This is a genomic window from Streptomyces sp. NPDC104096, assembly GCF_055584385.1.
The window spans coordinates 87,102-104,457 of sequence record NZ_JBVJMD010000010.1; the positions used below are offsets into that span (position 1 = coordinate 87,102).

19 protein-coding genes are annotated in these 17,356 nt (G+C 72.3%); 11 read left to right on the forward strand and 8 right to left on the reverse strand.

Features of this window, described 5'->3' with window-relative positions; translation table 11 throughout:
• Positions 1-93: 93 nt before the first annotated feature.
• Both ACZ60B_RS13830 and ACZ60B_RS13835 read left to right on the forward strand, forming a co-directional pair.
• Complete coding sequence (locus ACZ60B_RS13830) at positions 94-261, forward strand: DUF4236 domain-containing protein (protein WP_469386446.1); 168 nt, start codon at positions 94-96, stop codon at positions 259-261.
• Between the two features lie 205 nt (positions 262-466).
• Complete coding sequence (locus ACZ60B_RS13835) at positions 467-826, forward strand: helix-hairpin-helix domain-containing protein (protein WP_469386657.1); 360 nt, start codon at positions 467-469, stop codon at positions 824-826.
• Positions 827-1,135: 309 nt separating this feature from the next.
• Here the strand turns inward: ACZ60B_RS13835 and ACZ60B_RS13840 are convergent, their stop codons facing one another.
• Positions 1,136-2,071: a hypothetical protein gene (locus ACZ60B_RS13840; RefSeq protein ID WP_469386449.1), complete on the reverse strand. Its 936-nt coding sequence runs from the start codon at positions 2,069-2,071 to the stop codon at positions 1,136-1,138.
• A 251-nt stretch (positions 2,072-2,322) separates the two neighbouring features.
• On the opposite strand from ACZ60B_RS13840, the gene ACZ60B_RS13845 reads away from it, so the two are divergent.
• The gene (locus ACZ60B_RS13845) at positions 2,323-3,915 is read left to right on the forward strand and encodes a ricin-type beta-trefoil lectin domain protein (RefSeq protein ID WP_469386451.1); all 1,593 of its coding nucleotides are present in this window, start codon (positions 2,323-2,325) and stop codon (positions 3,913-3,915) included.
• Between the two features lie 36 nt (positions 3,916-3,951).
• On the opposite strand, the gene ACZ60B_RS13850 is transcribed toward ACZ60B_RS13845, so the two are convergent.
• A complete protein-coding gene (locus tag ACZ60B_RS13850; protein WP_469386453.1) occupies positions 3,952-4,812 on the reverse strand; it encodes a hypothetical protein in 861 nt (286 codons plus the stop codon).
• 60 nt (positions 4,813-4,872) lie between these two features.
• Here ACZ60B_RS13850 and ACZ60B_RS13855 point away from each other — a divergent pair, with 60 nt between their 5' ends.
• Positions 4,873-5,388: a MarR family winged helix-turn-helix transcriptional regulator gene (locus ACZ60B_RS13855; RefSeq protein WP_469386455.1), complete on the forward strand. Its 516-nt coding sequence runs from the start codon at positions 4,873-4,875 to the stop codon at positions 5,386-5,388.
• A gap of 48 nt (positions 5,389-5,436) precedes the next feature.
• On the opposite strand, the gene ACZ60B_RS13860 is transcribed toward ACZ60B_RS13855, so the two are convergent.
• On the reverse strand, positions 5,437-5,802 hold the full coding sequence (locus ACZ60B_RS13860) for a nuclear transport factor 2 family protein (RefSeq protein ID WP_469386457.1): 366 nt from the start codon (positions 5,800-5,802) through the stop codon (positions 5,437-5,439).
• A 171-nt stretch (positions 5,803-5,973) separates the two neighbouring features.
• Between ACZ60B_RS13860 and ACZ60B_RS13865 the strand changes: the two genes are divergently transcribed.
• Positions 5,974-6,267 (forward strand): hypothetical protein, encoded by a 294-nt coding sequence (locus ACZ60B_RS13865; RefSeq protein ID WP_469386459.1) that lies wholly within the window; start codon positions 5,974-5,976, stop codon positions 6,265-6,267.
• Positions 6,268-6,427: 160 nt separating this feature from the next.
• On the opposite strand, the gene ACZ60B_RS13870 is transcribed toward ACZ60B_RS13865, so the two are convergent.
• Entirely contained in the window at positions 6,428-8,185 is a 1,758-nt protein-coding gene (locus tag ACZ60B_RS13870) for an ABC transporter ATP-binding protein (RefSeq protein WP_469386461.1), read from the reverse strand.
• A gap of 115 nt (positions 8,186-8,300) precedes the next feature.
• The gene (locus ACZ60B_RS13875; RefSeq protein ID WP_469386464.1) at positions 8,301-8,885 is read right to left on the reverse strand and encodes a rhodanese-like domain-containing protein; all 585 of its coding nucleotides are present in this window, start codon (positions 8,883-8,885) and stop codon (positions 8,301-8,303) included.
• A gap of 89 nt (positions 8,886-8,974) precedes the next feature.
• Here ACZ60B_RS13875 and ACZ60B_RS13880 point away from each other — a divergent pair, with 89 nt between their 5' ends.
• Positions 8,975-9,256: a metal-sensitive transcriptional regulator gene (locus tag ACZ60B_RS13880; protein WP_385534364.1), complete on the forward strand. Its 282-nt coding sequence runs from the start codon at positions 8,975-8,977 to the stop codon at positions 9,254-9,256.
• Positions 9,257-9,317: 61 nt separating this feature from the next.
• Here ACZ60B_RS13880 and ACZ60B_RS13885 read toward each other — a convergent pair whose 3' ends face one another.
• Both ACZ60B_RS13885 and ACZ60B_RS13890 read right to left on the reverse strand, forming a co-directional pair.
• Positions 9,318-10,064 (reverse strand): sulfite exporter TauE/SafE family protein, encoded by a 747-nt coding sequence (locus ACZ60B_RS13885; RefSeq protein WP_469386466.1) that lies wholly within the window; start codon positions 10,062-10,064, stop codon positions 9,318-9,320.
• Entirely contained in the window at positions 10,061-11,464 is a 1,404-nt protein-coding gene (locus ACZ60B_RS13890) for an MBL fold metallo-hydrolase (protein ID WP_469386468.1), read from the reverse strand. Before ACZ60B_RS13890 ends, ACZ60B_RS13885 begins: the two co-directional genes overlap by 4 nt.
• Positions 11,465-11,720: 256 nt before the next feature.
• Here ACZ60B_RS13890 and ACZ60B_RS13895 point away from each other — a divergent pair, with 256 nt between their 5' ends.
• The 5 genes from ACZ60B_RS13895 (at position 11,721) to ACZ60B_RS13915 (ending at position 16,128) form a co-directional block, all read left to right on the forward strand.
• Entirely contained in the window at positions 11,721-12,809 is a 1,089-nt protein-coding gene (locus ACZ60B_RS13895; protein WP_469386471.1) for an S-(hydroxymethyl)mycothiol dehydrogenase, read from the forward strand.
• Positions 12,809-13,438, forward strand: coding sequence for an MBL fold metallo-hydrolase (locus ACZ60B_RS13900; RefSeq protein WP_469386473.1), 630 nt, complete (start codon positions 12,809-12,811; stop codon positions 13,436-13,438). Before ACZ60B_RS13895 ends, ACZ60B_RS13900 begins: the two co-directional genes overlap by 1 nt.
• A 142-nt stretch (positions 13,439-13,580) precedes the next feature.
• Positions 13,581-14,495 (forward strand): SDR family oxidoreductase, encoded by a 915-nt coding sequence (locus ACZ60B_RS13905; RefSeq protein WP_469386475.1) that lies wholly within the window; start codon positions 13,581-13,583, stop codon positions 14,493-14,495.
• 3 nt (positions 14,496-14,498) lie between these two features.
• Positions 14,499-15,338: an SDR family NAD(P)-dependent oxidoreductase gene (locus ACZ60B_RS13910; protein ID WP_469386477.1), complete on the forward strand. Its 840-nt coding sequence runs from the start codon at positions 14,499-14,501 to the stop codon at positions 15,336-15,338.
• Between the two features lie 94 nt (positions 15,339-15,432).
• Positions 15,433-16,128, forward strand: coding sequence for a L,D-transpeptidase family protein (locus ACZ60B_RS13915; RefSeq protein ID WP_469386479.1), 696 nt, complete (start codon positions 15,433-15,435; stop codon positions 16,126-16,128).
• Between the two features lie 23 nt (positions 16,129-16,151).
• Here ACZ60B_RS13915 and ACZ60B_RS13920 read toward each other — a convergent pair whose 3' ends face one another.
• Positions 16,152-17,354 carry a Gfo/Idh/MocA family protein gene (locus ACZ60B_RS13920; protein WP_469386481.1) on the reverse strand — a complete coding sequence of 401 codons (1,203 nt, stop codon included), beginning with the start codon at positions 17,352-17,354 and terminating at the stop codon, positions 16,152-16,154.
• Positions 17,355-17,356: the final 2 nt, after the last annotated feature.

A 17,356-nucleotide genomic window follows, 5' to 3' on the forward strand; every position in this document is an offset into this window, starting at 1 on the left:
GGAGGGCCATCACAAGTAGGCATCAGCGCGTCGCCTGATCGGTAGTGGCTGGAAAGATGGTGTCCTAAACAGGATGTCAGAAGGGCACGAAGCATGGGTTTCTCCTACCGTAAGAGCTTCAAGGCGGGACCACTTCGGGTCACAGCTTCCAAGTCGGGGATCAGCTACTCCGTCGGCGCGAAGGGCTTTCGGGTGACGAAGGGGGCCAACGGACGCGTACGGACCACCGGCCCGACTGGGCCGCAGGGAACTGCGCGTTAAGGCGGGAATCCACGCCGCCGCTGCGGTCGTGGTGGGCCTTCTTGTGTCGATCACGCCACAGGATGCCCAGGGGAACCCGATTGGCACGGCAGGGCACGTGCTGAGCGCGATCTTTGGTGTTCTGGGATTCGCCCTGATCTTGACGGCCTCAATACAGTTGATCCCCCTTCGCCGCGAGGTCTATGGCCTTCAGGTAAGCCTGCCGATGCCTAGCGTTCCTCAAGCCGTCGATCCGGTCGTAGCAGCGCACCTCGCGGCTCGCGCTCGCCGCGACGAAGCTCGCGTCCTCGCGCAGCGCGACCCAGTCCTCGCATACGACCTGCGCATTGGCCGTCCGGACCTGCCTCGCGAGTACGACGACGGAGGTCTGGTCGATCTCAACGGCGCGCCAGCGGATGCCATAGCCGCAGCCTGCTCCATCGACTCGAGCTTGGCCGAACAGATCGTGCGAACTCGTCAGGAACTCGGTTCGTTCAGCTCGCTCGACGAGGTGTTTGTGTACGCCCAGATTGAGCAGATCGCCGCAGAGCGGATTCGCGACCACGCGTTGATCCTGCCGAGATAGGTGTTGAGGCCCGCGGGAAGCCTCCTGGCCTGCCGTGGAGCCGTTCAAGATCAACACGTCATTACAACGTGATCACTGGCGAACGGCTGCTTTCGGCGGCATCCGCCTGCGCATGATTGTAGATACGCGAGGACCCCGACCGTAGCGTTTCCACTGGTGACAGGGCCTTTGGGCACTTCGTGCGAAGCGCCCCGGCGGGAGTCGAACCCCCGCACACGGCTTCGGAGGTCGTGACCGCAGGCCGCAGCGCGGCGGGAGCGTCGGGTGTCAGTCCGCCGTTCCCGCCGCGCGCACGGCCTCTTCGGTTGTTCAGGAGTCCGTGGGGAACGGCGGGTTCGAGGTCAGTTGGGTGCCGTTCCACGTGATGACGTAGTTGACGGACCCTCCGGACGGGCAGCACTGGGGGTCGTCCGGGTTGCGGAGGTCCGCTCGGAGCGTCACCGAGGGGCCGCCGGGCTGCGGAACGCCACCGACATTCGACAGCGGAGCGGCGCCGAGGAAGCGGTTTCCGTAGAAGAGGAAGACCTCTGTGATGTGGCCGCCGTCGTCGACGACTCCCCAGACGGCGCGCAGCGGTCCGCTCGGTTCCCCGATCGGCTTCACGGGCCGGTAGCCGAGCCCGGACATCGTTTTGAGCGCCGCGTCCTTGTCGAAGGGCTCCGGATCCACCTTGCCTTCGCAGGCGTAGCCGATCAGGTCCGCCGGCGGATTCATCCGGCGCAGTCCGTCGCAGGTCGCGGTCGTCGAGCGTGTGGTGAAGGAGGCCGCTTCGGCCGGGGTGCCGTTCTCGTCCCGGAAGACGACGAGGTCCGCTTGGGCCGTGCCTTCCGTGGCGCTTGTTGTGACCAGCACCGCGGTGTCCCAGCCGGACCAGCACCGCTTCAGCCCCAGGGCGGGCTTTCCGAGTGTGTTGAGCCGCTTGTGCGCGGCAGTCAGGAGAATCGAGTCCGCGGGGCATTCCGTCCGCTGCACAGGCGCCGGAGCGGCGGACTTTCCGGCGGTCGGCGAGCTCGGGTCGGCCTGGACGGTGCTGCCCGATCCGTCTGCGTGGGTCGAACCGCCGGCCTCGGTGGTGGTGGTGTTGCCGAGGCCCAGCTTCCCGGCCAGGTTCCAGTGGGCGGCGGAGAAGCCCAGCCCCGCCGCGAGCAGCATGATGACCACCAGGACGACGGGCCAGCGCGTCCTGCGCCGGACCGTCGCAGGTGCGCTCTCGTCCTGTTCACCCGGCATGCCGGATATCTCCATCGTTGCTCCTTCGTCCGGACCGCCAAGCGTTCGTGATCATGACACCTTCACATTTAGCTTGCAAGATCTTCACATCCGCGTGCGGACTTCCCGGGTGAACGGCGTTTGCCTGACGGCGAGTTGGCGTCTGACGTCACATCCGTTGACTTCGTCCTCGCGCGGCTCTACCTTCGGCGCGCCGCAGTGTTCGGAAAGTCGATCCTCGTTCGATATATCGAATCTGCCGGGATGTCTCCGGTCGAAGGAGCCGCATGTCTCCCCCCACCCGAGCGAGCCGCGTACGACGTTGTCGGGACGTCGTCGTGCGCGTTCTCGTGCTGGCGCTGACCGCGACCGCCGCACTCCTGTTCGCCCAGCCCGGCCCCGCACGGGCCGCGACCGCACGTCAGATCCCCGTCGCCACCGCCCCGATGGGCTGGGCCTCCTGGAACAGCTTCGCCGCCCGGATCGACTACGGCGTGATCAAACAGCAGACCGACGCGTTCGTCGCGGCCGGTCTCCCCGCGGCCGGGTACCAGTACATCAACATCGACGAGGGGTGGTGGCAGGGCACCCGGGACAGCGCGGGCGACATCACCGTCGACGAGACGGAGTGGCCCGGCGGGATGAGCGCCGTCGCCGCCTACATCCACAGCAAGGGCCTGAAGGCCGGCATCTACACCGACGCGGGCAAGGACGGCTGCGGCTACTACTACCCGACCGGCCGCCCCGCCGCACCCGGCAGCGGCAGCGGCAGCGAGGGCCACTACGCCGAGGGCATGCTCCGGTTCTCCACCTGGGGCTTCGACTTCGTGAAGGTCGACTGGTGCGGCGGTCACGCCGAGGGCCTCGACGCGCCGAGCACGTACCGGTCGATCAGCGCCGCGGTCACCGCCGTGGACCAGGACCCGCGCGGCCTCCAGGGCGTCAAGGTGGCCGAGGACACCGCGGGAGCGCAGGTGTACGGCAAGGTCCTGGCCGGCACCGGCAACCGCGCCGTCGTGCTGCTCAACCGCACCTCCGCCGCGCAGAACATCACCGCCCGCTGGGCCGACCTCGGCCTGACCGTGGCCTCCGCCGCCGTGCGCGACCCGTGGTCACGGACCGGCCTCGGCAACTACGCCACCGGGTACACCGCGAGCGTCCCGGCCGGCGGCTCGGTGCTGCTCACCGTCACCGGCGCCACCGAGGCGGCGAGCGCCACCTACACCGGCACGTCGAGCTTCACCGGTGTGAGCGCCGCGCACACCGGCCTGGACGTCGTCGACGTCGCCTACACCAACACCGCCGCCACCGCCCGTACCGCGACCCTCCAGGTCAACGGCCAGACGGCGACGACGGTCTCGTTCCCGCCGACGGGCTCCGCCCAGGGCACGGTCTCCGTCGCCGTGTCCCTGTCCAAGGGCGCCTCGAACACCCTGACGTTCTCCGGCGCCCCCACGCTCACCGACCTCACCGTGCGCCCACTGCCGGGCACGGACGGCAGGCTCGTGGTCGGCGCGCAGTCCGGCCGCTGCCTCGACGTCCACGACAACACGACCACCAACGGCACCCAGACCGAGCTCTGGTCCTGCAACGGCGGCCGCAACCAGGCCTGGACGTACACCTCCCGCAAGGAACTCGTGCTGTACGGCGACAAGTGCCTCGACGCCTACGACCTCGGCACCACCGACGGCACCAAGGTCGTCATCTGGGACTGCAACGGCCAGAACAACCAGAAGTGGAGCGTCAACAGCGACGGCACCCTCACCAACGTCAACGCGGGCCTGTGCCTGGACGCCTACGGCGCGGGCACCGCAGATGGCACCCGGATGGTGCTGTGGACCTGCAACGGCGGCGCCGATCAGCGGTGGACGCTGACCTAGAGCGTAGAGCGTAGAGCGCAGGGCTGGAGCGCAGATCTAGGGTGTGGGCGGCGGGGCGGTCGGGTCGGTTCCGGCCAGGAAGGCGCGCGCCTGCGCCGCGAGCGGGGTGGCCCCCAGGGCGTCCGCCCAGCGGGCCACCTCCGCCGCGAGGGCCGCGGCCCCGGCCCGGTCACCGGTGTCCCGGGCCAGCACCGCCAGCAGCAACTGCTGCGAGAGCGTGCCCGGCACCGCGCCCGCGCCGGCGCCGAGCGCGGTCGCCCGGCGCCAGCGCTCCAGGGCGAGGCCGTCGTCACCCGCGTCGTGGTCGTGGTCGCCGAGGTGACGCAGGGCCTCCCGGGCCAGCAGGGGGTCACCGGCCGACTCCGCGGCGTCGAGCGCGGCCGCGTAGCAGGCGGGGGCGGCGGCGCGGTCCGCGAAGTGGTTGTCCGTGACGAGCCCGGCGTACATGGCGGCCCAGCCGCGGCGTCCGTCGTCGGGGGCGCGGTCGCGCAGCGCCTCGGCCTGTCGGCGCAGGGTCCCGAGCGCTTCGGGGTCCTTGCCGGCCGGGCCGAAGCGCGGGGCGCCGTCGACGAGGAGCAGCAGCCGGTAGGTGTGCCGCAGCCGGGCGAAGTCCACGTCCCAGGTGAAGCCCATGTCCCGGTCCCCGTCGGGCAGTTCCCGCTCGGCGAGCGCCAGCCGCTCCCGTGCGCTGTCGCCGCCGGTGAACCAGTCCTTCTCCAGGGCTATCTGAGTAGCCGTCAGGGAGATGCGGGATCGGCTTTGCGGCGCGTCGGCGGAGGTCGCGTCCAGCAGTGCCAGCGCCCGGTCCCACCGTCCGGCCAGCCCCAACTCCCTTGCCGCACTTAATAGTTCATCGACCCTCACGGTCAGGTTCGCGGTGCTCGTGTCAATCGTCATGACAGGGAAGGTAGTTATTTGAAAAACTATCCACAAGAAAATCACTGCGGGAGGCAGTCGATGGAGGACTCGGTCGACCGTCATGTGGCGGAGTGGACGAAGGAACTCGCCTGGATGGACCCGGTCAAGGAGGCGATCTTCGTCCGGCTGGCGGTCCTGGCGCGGCACGCGTCCCAGGCCCGGCGTGACGTGCTGGACGCGGACGGACTTCCGTACGGGCACTTCAAGGTGCTGCTGAAGCTGCGCAGGCTCGGACCGCCCTACGAGAGCAGCCCCTCGCGGCTGGCCGACGAACTCGGGCTGACCCGGGGCGCGCTCTCGGCGCGGCTCGCGGCCGTCGAGGAGGCCGGGCTGATCGTCCGTACGCACGAGACGGGGGACCGGCGCCGGGTACGCGTCCGGCTCACCGCCACCGGTCATGCCGCGTTCGAAGCGCACGCGGCGTCGGAGGCCGCGAGCGAGCACGCGCTGCTCGCAGCGCTGAGCGCAGCAGAGCAGCGGACACTCGCAGACCTGCTGCGGAAACTCGTCGCGGCTGCCGAGACCGCCCTGCCCCCAGCGTCGCCCGAGCAGTGAGGGTCCAGGTCAACCTGGAGGTGACCTGGACCCTCGCCGCTCTCCGGTCTACTCGTCCCATGCCTGGATCATGATCTGCTCGCTGATCCTGCCGTCGCGCAGCGTGATCATCGACTCGGCGAGGACGCGCACCCCGTCGGGATACCGGCAGGACTCGCTGAAGGCCGCGCTGTCCCCCTGGATCACGCAGTTCTCCAGCTTGTGCGTCATGTCGCGGCTGTAGACGTCGTCGAGCATCGCGCCGATCTCGTCCCGGCCGCGCAGGATCTTCGGGTGGCTCGGCTGGGAGTGGCGGTCGATGACGCGTATCTCGGCGTCGTCCGCGTAGAGCTGAAGGAGCGTCTCCGCCGTCGTCCCCTCTATGCCCTCACGCAGGGTGTCGGTGTCGAAGGCGGAGCCTGCCGCGGTGCCCATGCTGACCTCCTCACGAGGGTCGCGGCCCGGCGGACGGACGGGCCGCGGCACTCCCACCTCCGAGCCTCCCCCGCCCCGCCGGGCTCGGCAAGCGGGACGGGAGGCTCCCCCTGACGGGTGAGTGCGGCGCCGCGCCCGTGTCCGCCGCCGCGCCCGTGCCGTTGCCCGGGCATGATCTCCACTCGACGCATCGTCGCCGCCGCCTGCCTCGCCGCCGGGGTCACCGGCCTCGCCGCCCCGCTCGCGAGCGCCGCCGAGGCCCCCGCCCCGGCCGACGGCAAGCTGAGCCCGATCGCGGTGCTGGACTCCGTGGCCGCCAGTGACGTCCCCGCGCAGTACCGGGGCAAGGTCCCGGGGGTCCGCGAGCAGCTGACGGGCCTGAGCAAGCTCAACGACCTCGGTCAGCTCCACCAGCTCACCGACCTCGCCGCACCCGTGACGGGACTGCTGCCCGCCGTCCAGTGATCACCCTGCGCGGCCGGTGTTCACCGTCGCACGGTGACGACCGCCGCACGGTGACGACCGCCGCACGGTGACGACCGCTGTCCGGTGAAGACCGTCGCACGACGCAGGGCCGCCCCTCGGGGTGGCCCTGCACCATGTCGGGGCCGGTCGTCATGGGGGATCAGCCGTCCGAGGGCGCGAGGAACTGCGTGGCCGCCAGCTCCGCGTACAGCGGGTCGGCCGACACCAGGTCCCGATGGGTGCCGACCGCGCGGACCCGGCCGGCGTCCATGACCACGATCCGGTCCGCCGTCGTGACCGTCGACAGCCGGTGCGCCACGACGAGGACGGTCGTCGTCCGGGCGACGTCCGCGACGGTGTCGCGCAGGGCCGCCTCGTTCACCGCGTCCAGTTGCGAGGTGGCCTCGTCCAGGAGCAGCAGCCGGGGCCGGCGCAGCAGGGCCCGCGCGATCGCCACCCGCTGCCGCTCGCCGCCGGACAGCCGGGTGCCGCGGTGCCCGACCAGCGTGTCGAGCCCCTGGGGCAGCCGGGCGACCAGGCCGTCGAGCCGGGTCGTCTTCAGGACGTGCGCGAGTGCCGTGTCGTCCGCCTCCGGGCTGCCCAGCAGCAGGTTGTCGCGCAGTGAGCCCGACAGGACCGGCGCGTCCTGCTCGACATAGCCGATCGCGGACCGCAGCCGCGGCAGCTCCCACTCCGTGAGGTCCACCCCGTCCAGCGTGATGACCCCGGAACCGGGCTCGTAGAACCGCTCTATGAGGGAGAAGACGGTGGTCTTGCCCGCCCCCGACGGGCCGACGAACGCCGTCATGCCCCGGGCCGGCACCGCGAACGTCACCCCCTGGTGCACGTACGGCAGTTCGTCGGCGTACCGGAAGCGGACGTCCTCGAAGGCGAGCGACGCGGGCCGGGCGTCGGCGGACGGCAGCGGGGCCGGACGCGCGGGCGGCTCCGCGGGCAGCCGCAGCGCCTCCTGGATGCGGGTCAGGGCCGCGGCCCCCGTCTGGTACTGGGTGATCGCGCCGACGACCTGCTGGATCGGCGACATCAGATAGAAGACGTACAGCAGGAACGCCACCAGCGTGGCGATGTCGATCGCGCCCGTCGCCACTCGCGCCCCGCCCACCGCGAGCACCGTGATGAACGCGATCTGCATCGCCAGCCCGGCCGTGTTGCCCGCGGCCGCCGCCCACCTGGCGGCCCGCACGCTCTGCCGCCAGGACTCCTCGGCCGCCGCGTGCAGCGTCTGCTCCTCCCGGTGCTCCGCGCCCGACGCCTTCACCGTGCGCAGCGCGCCCAGCACCCGTTCCAGCGAGGCCCCCATCACGCCGACCGCGTCCTGCGCGCGCCGGCTGGCCCGGTTGATGCGCGGCACGATCAGCCCCAGCACCAGGCCCGCGCCGAGGATCACGGCCAGCGTGACCGCCAGCAGCACCGGCTCCACCAGCCCCATCAGCACGACCGTCGCCACGAGCGTGAGCCCGCCGGTGCCGAGCCCGACCAGCGAGTCGGTGGTGACCTCGCGCAGCAGCGTGGTGTCGGAGGTGACGCGGGCCATCAGATCGCCCGGCTCGCTGCGGTCGACGGCCGGGATCCGCAGCCGCAGCAGATACGACGCCAGCGAGCGCCGCGCCCCCAGCACCACCGACTCGGCGGTGCGCCGCAGGACGTACGAACCCAGCGCGCCCACCGCCGCGTTGGCGACGACCAGGCCCGACATCGCCAACAGGGCCCCGGTGATCGCCCGGTCGTGCGCCAGGTCGTCGATCAGCCCGCGCGCCACCAGCGGAAGCAGCAGCCCGGTGGCGCCGGTGACCAGCGACAGCACGGCCCCGGCCGCCAGGGCCCAGCGGTGCGGGCGTACGTATCCCAGCAGCAGCCGCCACGGGGGCGGGCCGGGCTGCGTCTGTGCGGTGGTCACGGTGCTCCTCACCGGTCGGGCCGGACTTCCTTGCCGTACCGCCGACTTGCGGTACGGCGGCGGGTGCCCGTGGGGCTCCCGGACCGGTTTCGGGGCCCGGGCGGGCCGCCGTCGGTCAACGCTGTGTCAACGCGGCCAGGGTGGCTTCCAGTTCCGCGCCGCGCGGCCGGTTGTGCGGCAGCCTGGACAGCAGCGCGGCCATGCCGCAGGTGTCGGTGAGCGCCGAGAACACCAGCCCGCCGGCGACCCCCGCGGAGATCAACTGCCAGGCAGGATGCAGGAGTCCGAGGCCCAGTCCGGCCAGCACCAGGGTGCCCGCGGTGAGCCGGACCTGCCGTTCCATCGCCCAGCCGGTGCGGGCGCCCGCCGTCGGACGGTGCACCTCGTGGCCGGCCCGCACCCAGCCCTGGGTGCCGCCGGTCAGGGACAGGGCGTGGACGCCGTGCCCGGCCAGGACCTGCCGGGCGCTCTCGGAGCGTGCCCCCGAGGCGCAGACCACGAGGAGTTCGCCACGGACCTCGCGCAGGGTGGGGACGGCGGGCCCGATCCGGTCCAGCGGGATGTTGTGGGCGCCGGGCAGATGGCCGGAGGCGAACTCGCCGGGTGTCCGTACGTCGATGACGGTCAGCGCGGCCAGCCGGGCGTGGGCCTCGCTCGCGTCGAGGGCGGAGGGCGCGGGGGGAGTGGGGGGAGTGGTCACGGTGCGATCCTTTCGAGGGTCGGTCGAGTCGGTGGGGGAGACCCGAGGGGGAGGGTAAAATACCCCCAAGGGTATGTAGAGGAGTGGTCGTGGAGCTTCAGTTCGAGGGCGATGAGCTCAAGTCCGTGCTGAACCGGCTGCGCCGGGCGCAGGGGCAGATCTCCGGAGTGATCAAGATGATCGAGGAGGGGCGCGACTGCGAGGACGTCGTCACCCAGCTCGCGGCGGCCTCCCGCGCCCTCGACCGGGCCGGGTTCGCGATCATCGCGACCGGTCTCCAGCAGTGCCTGACCGACGCGGGCGACGGTGGGGCGGAGACGACGGAGCAGATGAAGGCGCGGCTGGAGAAGCTGTTCCTGTCGCTGGCGTAGCGGCTCTCCGGCGGAAGCGGTGCACCGGCGCCGGAGCGGTTCCCCGGTGCGTGCGGGCGGGTCACAGCACCGCGTCGGCCAGCATCACCGCGGCGACCAGCAGCAGCGCCCAGGCGAACAGGCGGCGCAGCAGGTCGGAGGAGAGCCGGGCCGACAGCCGTCGGCCGTCCCACGCGCCGAGCACGGCGGCCGCGGTGAACGGCGCGAGGTGCGCCCAGTCGACGCTCACCGCCGCTCCCGCGCGGGCGGCCAGCGCGGCGAGCGAGTTGACGGTGATGACCAGCAGACTCGTACCGACGGCCGCCCGCATCCGCAGGCCGACCACGTTCACCAGGGCGGGTACGGCGAGAAAGCCGCCGCCCACCCCCAGCACGCCGGTCACCGCGCCGAGCCCGGCCCCGGCTCCGGCGACCCGGAGCGGACGTACCTCGGAGCCGTCGCGGACCGAGGCCGCGGGGCGCAGCATCCGCAGCGCCGCCACCCCGGCGATCACCGCGAACGCGCCGGTGAGCAGGGCCGGCGGCAGGCGCGTGGAGAGCGCCCCGCCCGCGGCGGCGGGCACGAGTCCCGCCGCGGCGAACAGCGCGCCGGCCCGCCAGTGCACGGCGTCGGCCCGCGCGTGCGCGGCCAGCGCGGTGACGGAGGTGACGGCGACGACGACGAGGCTCGCGGTGGTGGCCGCGGCCGGGGTGGAACCGAGCAGGTAGATCAGTGCCGGTACGGCCAGCATGCTGCCGCCGCCGCCCAGCGCGCCCAGCGCGATGCCGGTGACGGCACCGGCGACGAGGGCGAGGACGAGCGCGGTCACGGCGCCGTCCGCCCGAGGGCGTCGGCCGGAGTGGCGCGGGTCGTCGGGAGTCCGGCCGCGCGTGCCGCGTCGAAGCCGTCGTCGACGGCGACGACGTCCCGGCCCGCCGCGTCGAGCAGCGAGGCCGCGATCGCGGCCCGTGTACCGCCGGCGCAGTGCGCCCACACCGTGCCGTCCGGTATCTCCGCGAGCCGGTCGCGCAGCCGGTGCAGCGGTATGTGCAGCGAGCCCGTGATGTGCCCGGCCGCGCGTTCGGAGTCGCGCCGCACGTCGAGGACCACGACCGGGGCGTCCGCGCGGGCCGTCTCCGCGGCGAGCGCGGCGAAGTCGGCGCGCGGGAAGGAGCGCGGCCGTTCGCCGGGGCGCACCCACTGCGCGGGAGAGCCGGTCGCGGCCGCGGCCGGCCGGTCGATGCCGACCCGGACCAGTTCGCGCTGGGCGGCGGCGAGCTGCCCGGCCGACTCGGCGAGCAGGGTGACCGGCCTGCCCCAGGGCAGCAGCCAGGCCAGATAGGTGGCGAGCTGCCCCTCCGCCGCGAAGTTCAGCGACCCGTCGACATGGCCGTCGGCGAACGCGACCCGGTTGCGCAGGTCGACCACCCACTCCCCGGCGGCCAGCCGGGCGGCGATCTCGTCGGCGTCGGCCCGGCGCGGCGGGGTGAGGTCCACCGGAGCGGGACCGCGCGTGTTGATCGGGGCCATGTGCGCGTAGTACGCGGGCACGTCGTCCAGCCCGGCGAGCAGGTCGGCGACGAAGGTGTCGACGTCCTTGACGAGTGCCTCGTTCACGGCGCGCTCCCGGCCGATGGTGGTCGTCGCCCCGCCCTCGGCCTGCGCGGCGGAGCAGAAGCTGCCGAAGCCGTGGGTGGGCAGGACCGCGGTGTCGTCCGGCAGGGCGGCGGCCAGCCGGTGCGCGGAGTCGTACTGGGCCCGCGCCAGCCGCGGGGTCAGCCGGGGTTCCACCAGGTCGGGACGGCCGACGGTGCCGATCAGCAGCGAACCGCCGGTGAAGACGGCCACCGCGTGTCCGGCCTCCTCCAGGACGTACGAGGTGTGGTGCGGGGTGTGGCCGGGGGTGGCGAGCGCGCGCACCGCCAGACCGTCCGCGACCTCGACGACGTCGCCGTCCGAGACGGGCGTGTGCGGGTGGGCGATCCGGGCCGCGGCCGGTACGAGGTACGCGGCGCCGGTGATCCGGGCGAGCTCCGGGCCGCCGGACACGTAGTCGTTGTGGACGTGGGTCTCGACGACGTGCGTCACCCGCACGTCCCGCCGCGCGGCGGCCGCGAGCACCCGGTCGACGTCCCTCGGCGGATCGACGGCCACGGCGCCGTGCGCCCCGCCCGCCAGGTAGCCGCGGTTGCCGAGCCCCGGCACGTCGATCGTGTCGACGAAGTACACGGCAGCACTCCTCTCGTGATGAACGCTGAAAATTACCCCCCGGGGTATGCCTACCACCGTAGCAGAGGTACCCCCGGGGGTATTTTTGACAGGGTGGACGCCGAGACGGCCGTCGTGGTCGCCGGCATGGCCGTCGCGCACGCGGAAGCGGCCGACGTGGACATCGGCGCGGCCGTCGTGGGGTGTGCCACTGCCGATCCGTGACGCGTAGGGTCGGACCGGGACGGATCCCCGTCGAAGGAAAGGGCTGAGCACCATGGCGCAGGAAGTACGCGGCGTGATCGCACCGGGCAGGAACGAGCCGGTCCGGATCGAGACGATCGTCGTGCCGGACCCGGGGCCCGGGGAGGCCGTCGTGCGCGTCCAGGCCTGCGGTGTCTGCCATACCGACCTGCACTACAAGCAGGGCGGTATCAGCGACGACTTCCCTTTCCTGCTGGGCCATGAGGCCGCCGGTGTCGTGGAGTCGGTCGGCGAGGGCGTCACCGACGTCGAGCCCGGTGACTTCGTGATCCTCAACTGGCGTGCCGTGTGCGGTCGTTGCCGGGCCTGTCTGCGGGGCCGGCCCTGGTACTGCTTCGACACCCACAACGCGAAGCAGAAGATGACGCTCGCCTCGACCGGTCAGGAGCTCTCCCCGGCCCTGGGCATCGGCGCCTTCGCCGAGAAGACCCTGGTCGCGGCCGGCCAGTGCACCAAGGTCGACCCGGCGGTCTCCCCGGCGGTCGCCGGGCTGCTGGGCTGCGGAGTGATGGCGGGCATCGGCGCCGCGATCAACACGGGCAATGTCGGCCGCGGCGACACGGTCGCCGTCATCGGCTGCGGCGGGGTCGGGGACGCGGCCGTGGCCGGCGCGAGGCTGGCGGGCGCGGCGAAGATCATCGCCGTCGACATCGACGACCGCAAGCTGGCCACCGCCCGCACGATGGGCGCCACCGACACCGTCAACTCCAAGGACACCGACCCCGTCGAGGCGATCCGCGCACTGACCGGCGGCTTCGGCGCCGACGTCGTCATCGAGGCGGTCGGCCGCCCGGAGACGTACAAGCAGGCCTTCTACGCCCGCGACCTGGCCGGCACGGTCGTCCTGGTCGGTGTGCCGACCCCGGAGATGAAGCTCGAACTGCCGCTGCTGGACGTCTTCGGCCGCGGCGGATCGCTGAAGTCCTCCTGGTACGGCGACTGCCTGCCCTCCCGGGACTTCCCCATGCTGATCGACCTGCATCTGCAAGGCCGCCTGGACCTGGAGGCGTTCGTGACCGAGACCATCCAGCTCGACGAGGTGGAGAAGGCGTTCGAGCGCATGCACCAGGGCGACGTCCTGCGCTCCGTGGTGGTGCTCTGATGACCGTGCGCATCGAACGGCTCGTCACCTCGGGGCAGTTCACCCTCGACGGCGGCACCTGGGACGTCGAGAACAACGTGTGGATCGTCGGCGACGAGCGCGAGGTCGTCGTCATCGACGCCGCCCACGACGCCGAGGCGATCGCCGAGGCCGTCGGCGAGCGCCGTCTGACGGCCATCATCTGCACCCACGCCCACAACGACCACATCGGCGCCGCGCCCGCCCTCGCGGACCTGACCGGCGCCACCGTCTGGCTGCACCCCGACGACCTGCCGCTCTGGCAGCAGACCCACCCGGACCGCGAGCCCGACGCCCATCTGGCCGACGGCCAGGTCATCGAGACCGCGGGCGCCGACCTGACCGTCCTGCACACCCCGGGCCACGCGCCCGGCGCGGTCTGCCTCTACGAACCCGGACTGGCCACGGTCTTCACCGGCGACACCCTCTTCCACGGCGGCCCCGGCGCGACCGGCCGCTCCTACTCCCACTTCCCGACGATCATCGACTCGATCCGCGACCGCCTGCTCACCCTGCCGCCGGAGACGAAGGTGCTCACCGGCCACGGCGACCCGACGACCATCGGCGCCGAGGCCCCGCACCTGGAGGACTGGATCGCGCGCGGCCACTGAGGAGCGACCGGCACCGCCTCGCGCCCGGCCGGGTGACCGGCCGGGCGCGACGACGGACACCGCGCCAAAGGCGACAGAAGATGTCCGGTTCACCCGGCACCCTCGAAGACGACATCGGTCGTACGGGTACGGGAGGTCGGACATGTCCGGACCACTGGCAGGCAAGGTCGCCCTGGTCGCGGGGGCCACGCGCGGAGCGGGACGCGGGATCGCGGTGGAACTCGGCGCGGCGGGCGCCACGGTCTACGTCACCGGACGCAGCACCCGCGCCCGGCGCTCCGCGTACGACCGCCCCGAGACCGTCGAGGACACCGCCGACCTGGTCACCGCGGCGGGCGGCCGGGGCGTCGCCGTACCCACCGACCACCTCGTCCCGGACCGGGTCCGCACGCTCGTGGACCGTATCGCGCGGGAACAGGGCCGCCTCGACGTCCTCGTCAACGACATCTGGGGCGGCGAGAAGCTCTTCGAATGGGACACCCCGGTCTGGGAGCACGACCTCGACAACGGGCTCACGCTGCTCCGCCTCGCCGTCGAGACCCACGCGATCACCAGCCACCACGCCCTGCCCCTGCTGCTGGAGGGGACCGGGGGACTGGTGGTGGAGATGACGGACGGAACCGCCGAGTACAACCGCGACACCTACCGGGTCAACCTCTTCTACGACCTCGCCAAGGCGTCCGTCCTGCGCATGGCCTTCGCCCTCGGCCACGAACTCGGGCCCCGCGGCGCCACCGCCGTCGCGCTCACCCCCGGCTGGATGCGCTCGGAGATCATGCTCGACGCGTTCGGCGTGCGCGAGGACAACTGGCGCGACGCCCTCGACGGAGAGCCGCACTTCGCGATCTCGGAGACACCGCGCTACGTGGGCCGCGCCGTCGCCGCCCTGGCCGCCGACCCCGAGGTGGCCCGCTTCAACGGCCTTTCCCTCTCCAGCGGCGGCCTGGCCAGGGAGTACGGGTTCACCGACCTCGACGGCAGCCGCCCGGACGCCTGGCGTTATCTGACCGAGGTGCAGGACCGGGGCAAGCCGGCGGACGTGACCGGGTATCGGTAGGCCATGACACGTTCCGAGAGCGCACGACTCCAGGGGTACGCCGTCCTCGTCACCGCCGCCGCCCGCGGCATCGGCGCCGCCACCGCCGGGCGGCTCGCCCGGGAGGGCGCGCGGGTCCTGGTGACCGACGTGGACCTGCCCGCGGCCGAGCGGACCGCGGCGGCACTGCGCGAACAGGGCCTCGGCGCCGAGGCGTTCGGCTGCGACGTCGCGGACCGCACCTCCGTGGAGCGCGCGGTCGGGTATGCCGTCGACACCTTCGGCGCACTCGACGTCCTGGTCAACAACGCCTACGGCTGCTCCCCGGACGCGGCCCGCTTCGAGGACGAACCGGACGACGTGTGGGCCCGCGACCTCGACCTCACCCTGACCGGCGCCTACCGCTGCTGCCGGGCGGCCCTGCCGCACCTCGCGGCGTCGGGGCGCGGCGCCGTCGTCAGCATCGGCTCGGTCAACGGCCTCCAGGACTTCGGCAATCACGCCTACAGCGCCGCCAAGGCGGGCCTGGGATCGCTGACCCGCACGCTCGCCGGGCACGCCGCCGGCCGCGGGGTGCGGGTCAACCTGGTCGTCCCCGGCACCGTACGCACCACCGCGTGGGAGGGGCAGGAGGACCGACTGGAGGAGATCGGCGGGCTGTACCCGCTGGGCCGGGTCGGCGAGCCGGAGGACATCGCCGCCGCCGTCGCCTTCCTCGCCTCCCGGGACGCGGCCTGGATCACCGGGACCGCCCTCACGGTCGACGGCGGCCTCACGGCGGTCAACACCGGCTTCCACGCGGCCAGGGGGAGCCGGGGAGAGCGAGGAGGCACCGGCGGGCGCCCGTCCGCGCCCGGCGTGTAACCGTTGTGTCCCGGCGCGGTCGGCCGTGCAACTTTCCTCTCGTACCGCCGGTCTAGGCAATTGAGAACGCAGGACGTACGAGAGGGAGTCCGCCATGGGGGACATGCACAGACGGGGCGCCGTCGCGCTCGGGATCACCGCGCTGGTGGCCCCGCTCACACTCGCGGTCACCGCCGCGCCGGCGCAGGCCGCGAGCTGCACGACGCAGGCCGGCCCGTACCAGAAGCAGGTGGAGAAGTTCCTCGGCCGTCCCGTGGACGGCAGGCAGTCCGCCGCCGACTGCAAGGCCGTCCAGGCCTTCCAGACCAAGCACGGCATCACGCCGAACATCGGCTACGCCGGGCCGGTGACCTGGGGTGTGATGGACCTGATGAACAAGCAGAAGGCCGTCGGCAAGAAGCCCAACGCGGCCGGCAAGTGCCCGACGAACAAGGGCCGTATCGCCTGCGTGAACCTCACGCTCCAGCTCAGCTGGATCCAGGACGGCGCGAGGCTCGTCTACGGACCCGTCCCGGTGCGCACCGGACGCAACGGGTACGAGACGCGTACCGGCCTGAAGAAGATCTACTGGCGCGACATCGACCACGTCTCCAACATCTACAACGTGGCCATGCCGTACAGCCAGTTCTTCGACGGCGGCCAGGCCTTCCACTCGGTCGGCCTGAGCATGTGGAACCCGCCGGGCTCGCACGGCTGCGTCAACATGACGAAGACCGACGCCAAGAAGTACTGGTCGCTGCTGAAGAACGGCGACGACGTCTTCGTGTACGGCCGCAAGCCGGGCACCTGACGACACCCGGCCCGCCGGGCCGGTCAGATCTCGGGCGCGTCCCCGAAGTCCGGGATGTCGAGGCGCGTCCCGCCCTGCCGCGCGGAGTCGTGCGCGACGATGCCCGGCAGGGTGTAGCGGGCGGCCACCCAGGCGTTCACGGACGGCAGGGTGCGGCTCTCGACGGCGGTCACGAAGTCGTCCACCAGGAAGTGGTGGCTGCCCTCGTGACCGTTGTGCAGGGTGTCGAACACCCGTGGCAGCCGGGAGCGGTCGTGCACCGGCGCCGAGCCCGAGGTGAACGCGGCCCGCAGCTCCGGGGCGATGTGCTGGATCGACGGGTCGTCGGGGGCGACGGTGGGCCTGGGCTCCAGCAGGTCGCTGATGTCCTGCACCCCCTTCTTGTCCTGCCACAGCGCGACCGTGGCCAGCTGTTCCATGCTGGCCTCCGTGCCGAAGAAGCGGAAGCGCGACTCCCTGATGTGCGAGGGGTAGCCGACCCGCCGGAACTCGTTGGTACGGAACGAGCCGCCGCCGGCCACGGCGAACAGCGCGGTGGCGTTGGAGAGGTCGTTGCCGAACTGGCTGATCTCCTTGTCGAACACACCGTCCTGGCGCTCGTCGGTCACCCCGATCGCGGACACGCTCACCGCGTGCGTCCGCCAGGCGCCGAGCACCCCGCCCACCGAGTGCGTCGGGTAGAGCAGCGGCGGATAGCTGGCTGTCGCCTTCCAGTTCTCGCCCCCGCTGTAGCGGTAGGCGTCGTAGAACCCCAGGTCCATGTCGTGGACGTAGTCGCCCTCGGCGTAGAAGAGCCGCCCGAAGGCGCCTTCGGCGATCCGGTCGCGGGCGTGCACGGTCGCCGGGTGGTACTGGCTGGTCTCGCCCATCATGTACGTCAGTCCGGTGGCGCGGACCGCGTCGACGATGGCCGCGATCTCCTCGACGGTGACCGCCATAGGGACCGCGGAGTACACGTGCTTGCCGGCCTGGAGTCCCTGGAGCACCAGCGGGCCGTGCGTCCAGCGCTGGGTGAAGATCGCGACCGCGTCGACGTCCGGCGACTCCAGCATGGCCTCGTACGAGGGGAAGGTGCCCGCGAGTCCCTGGGCGGCGGCGAGGCGTTCGGCCCGCTCGGGCAGCAGGTCGGTGACATGGACGTCGTCGATACCGGGGTGGGCCTGGAACAGCAGGGCGAACCGGCCGGAGAACTGGCCGGCGCCGACGATGCCGAGCGAGAACGTCATGG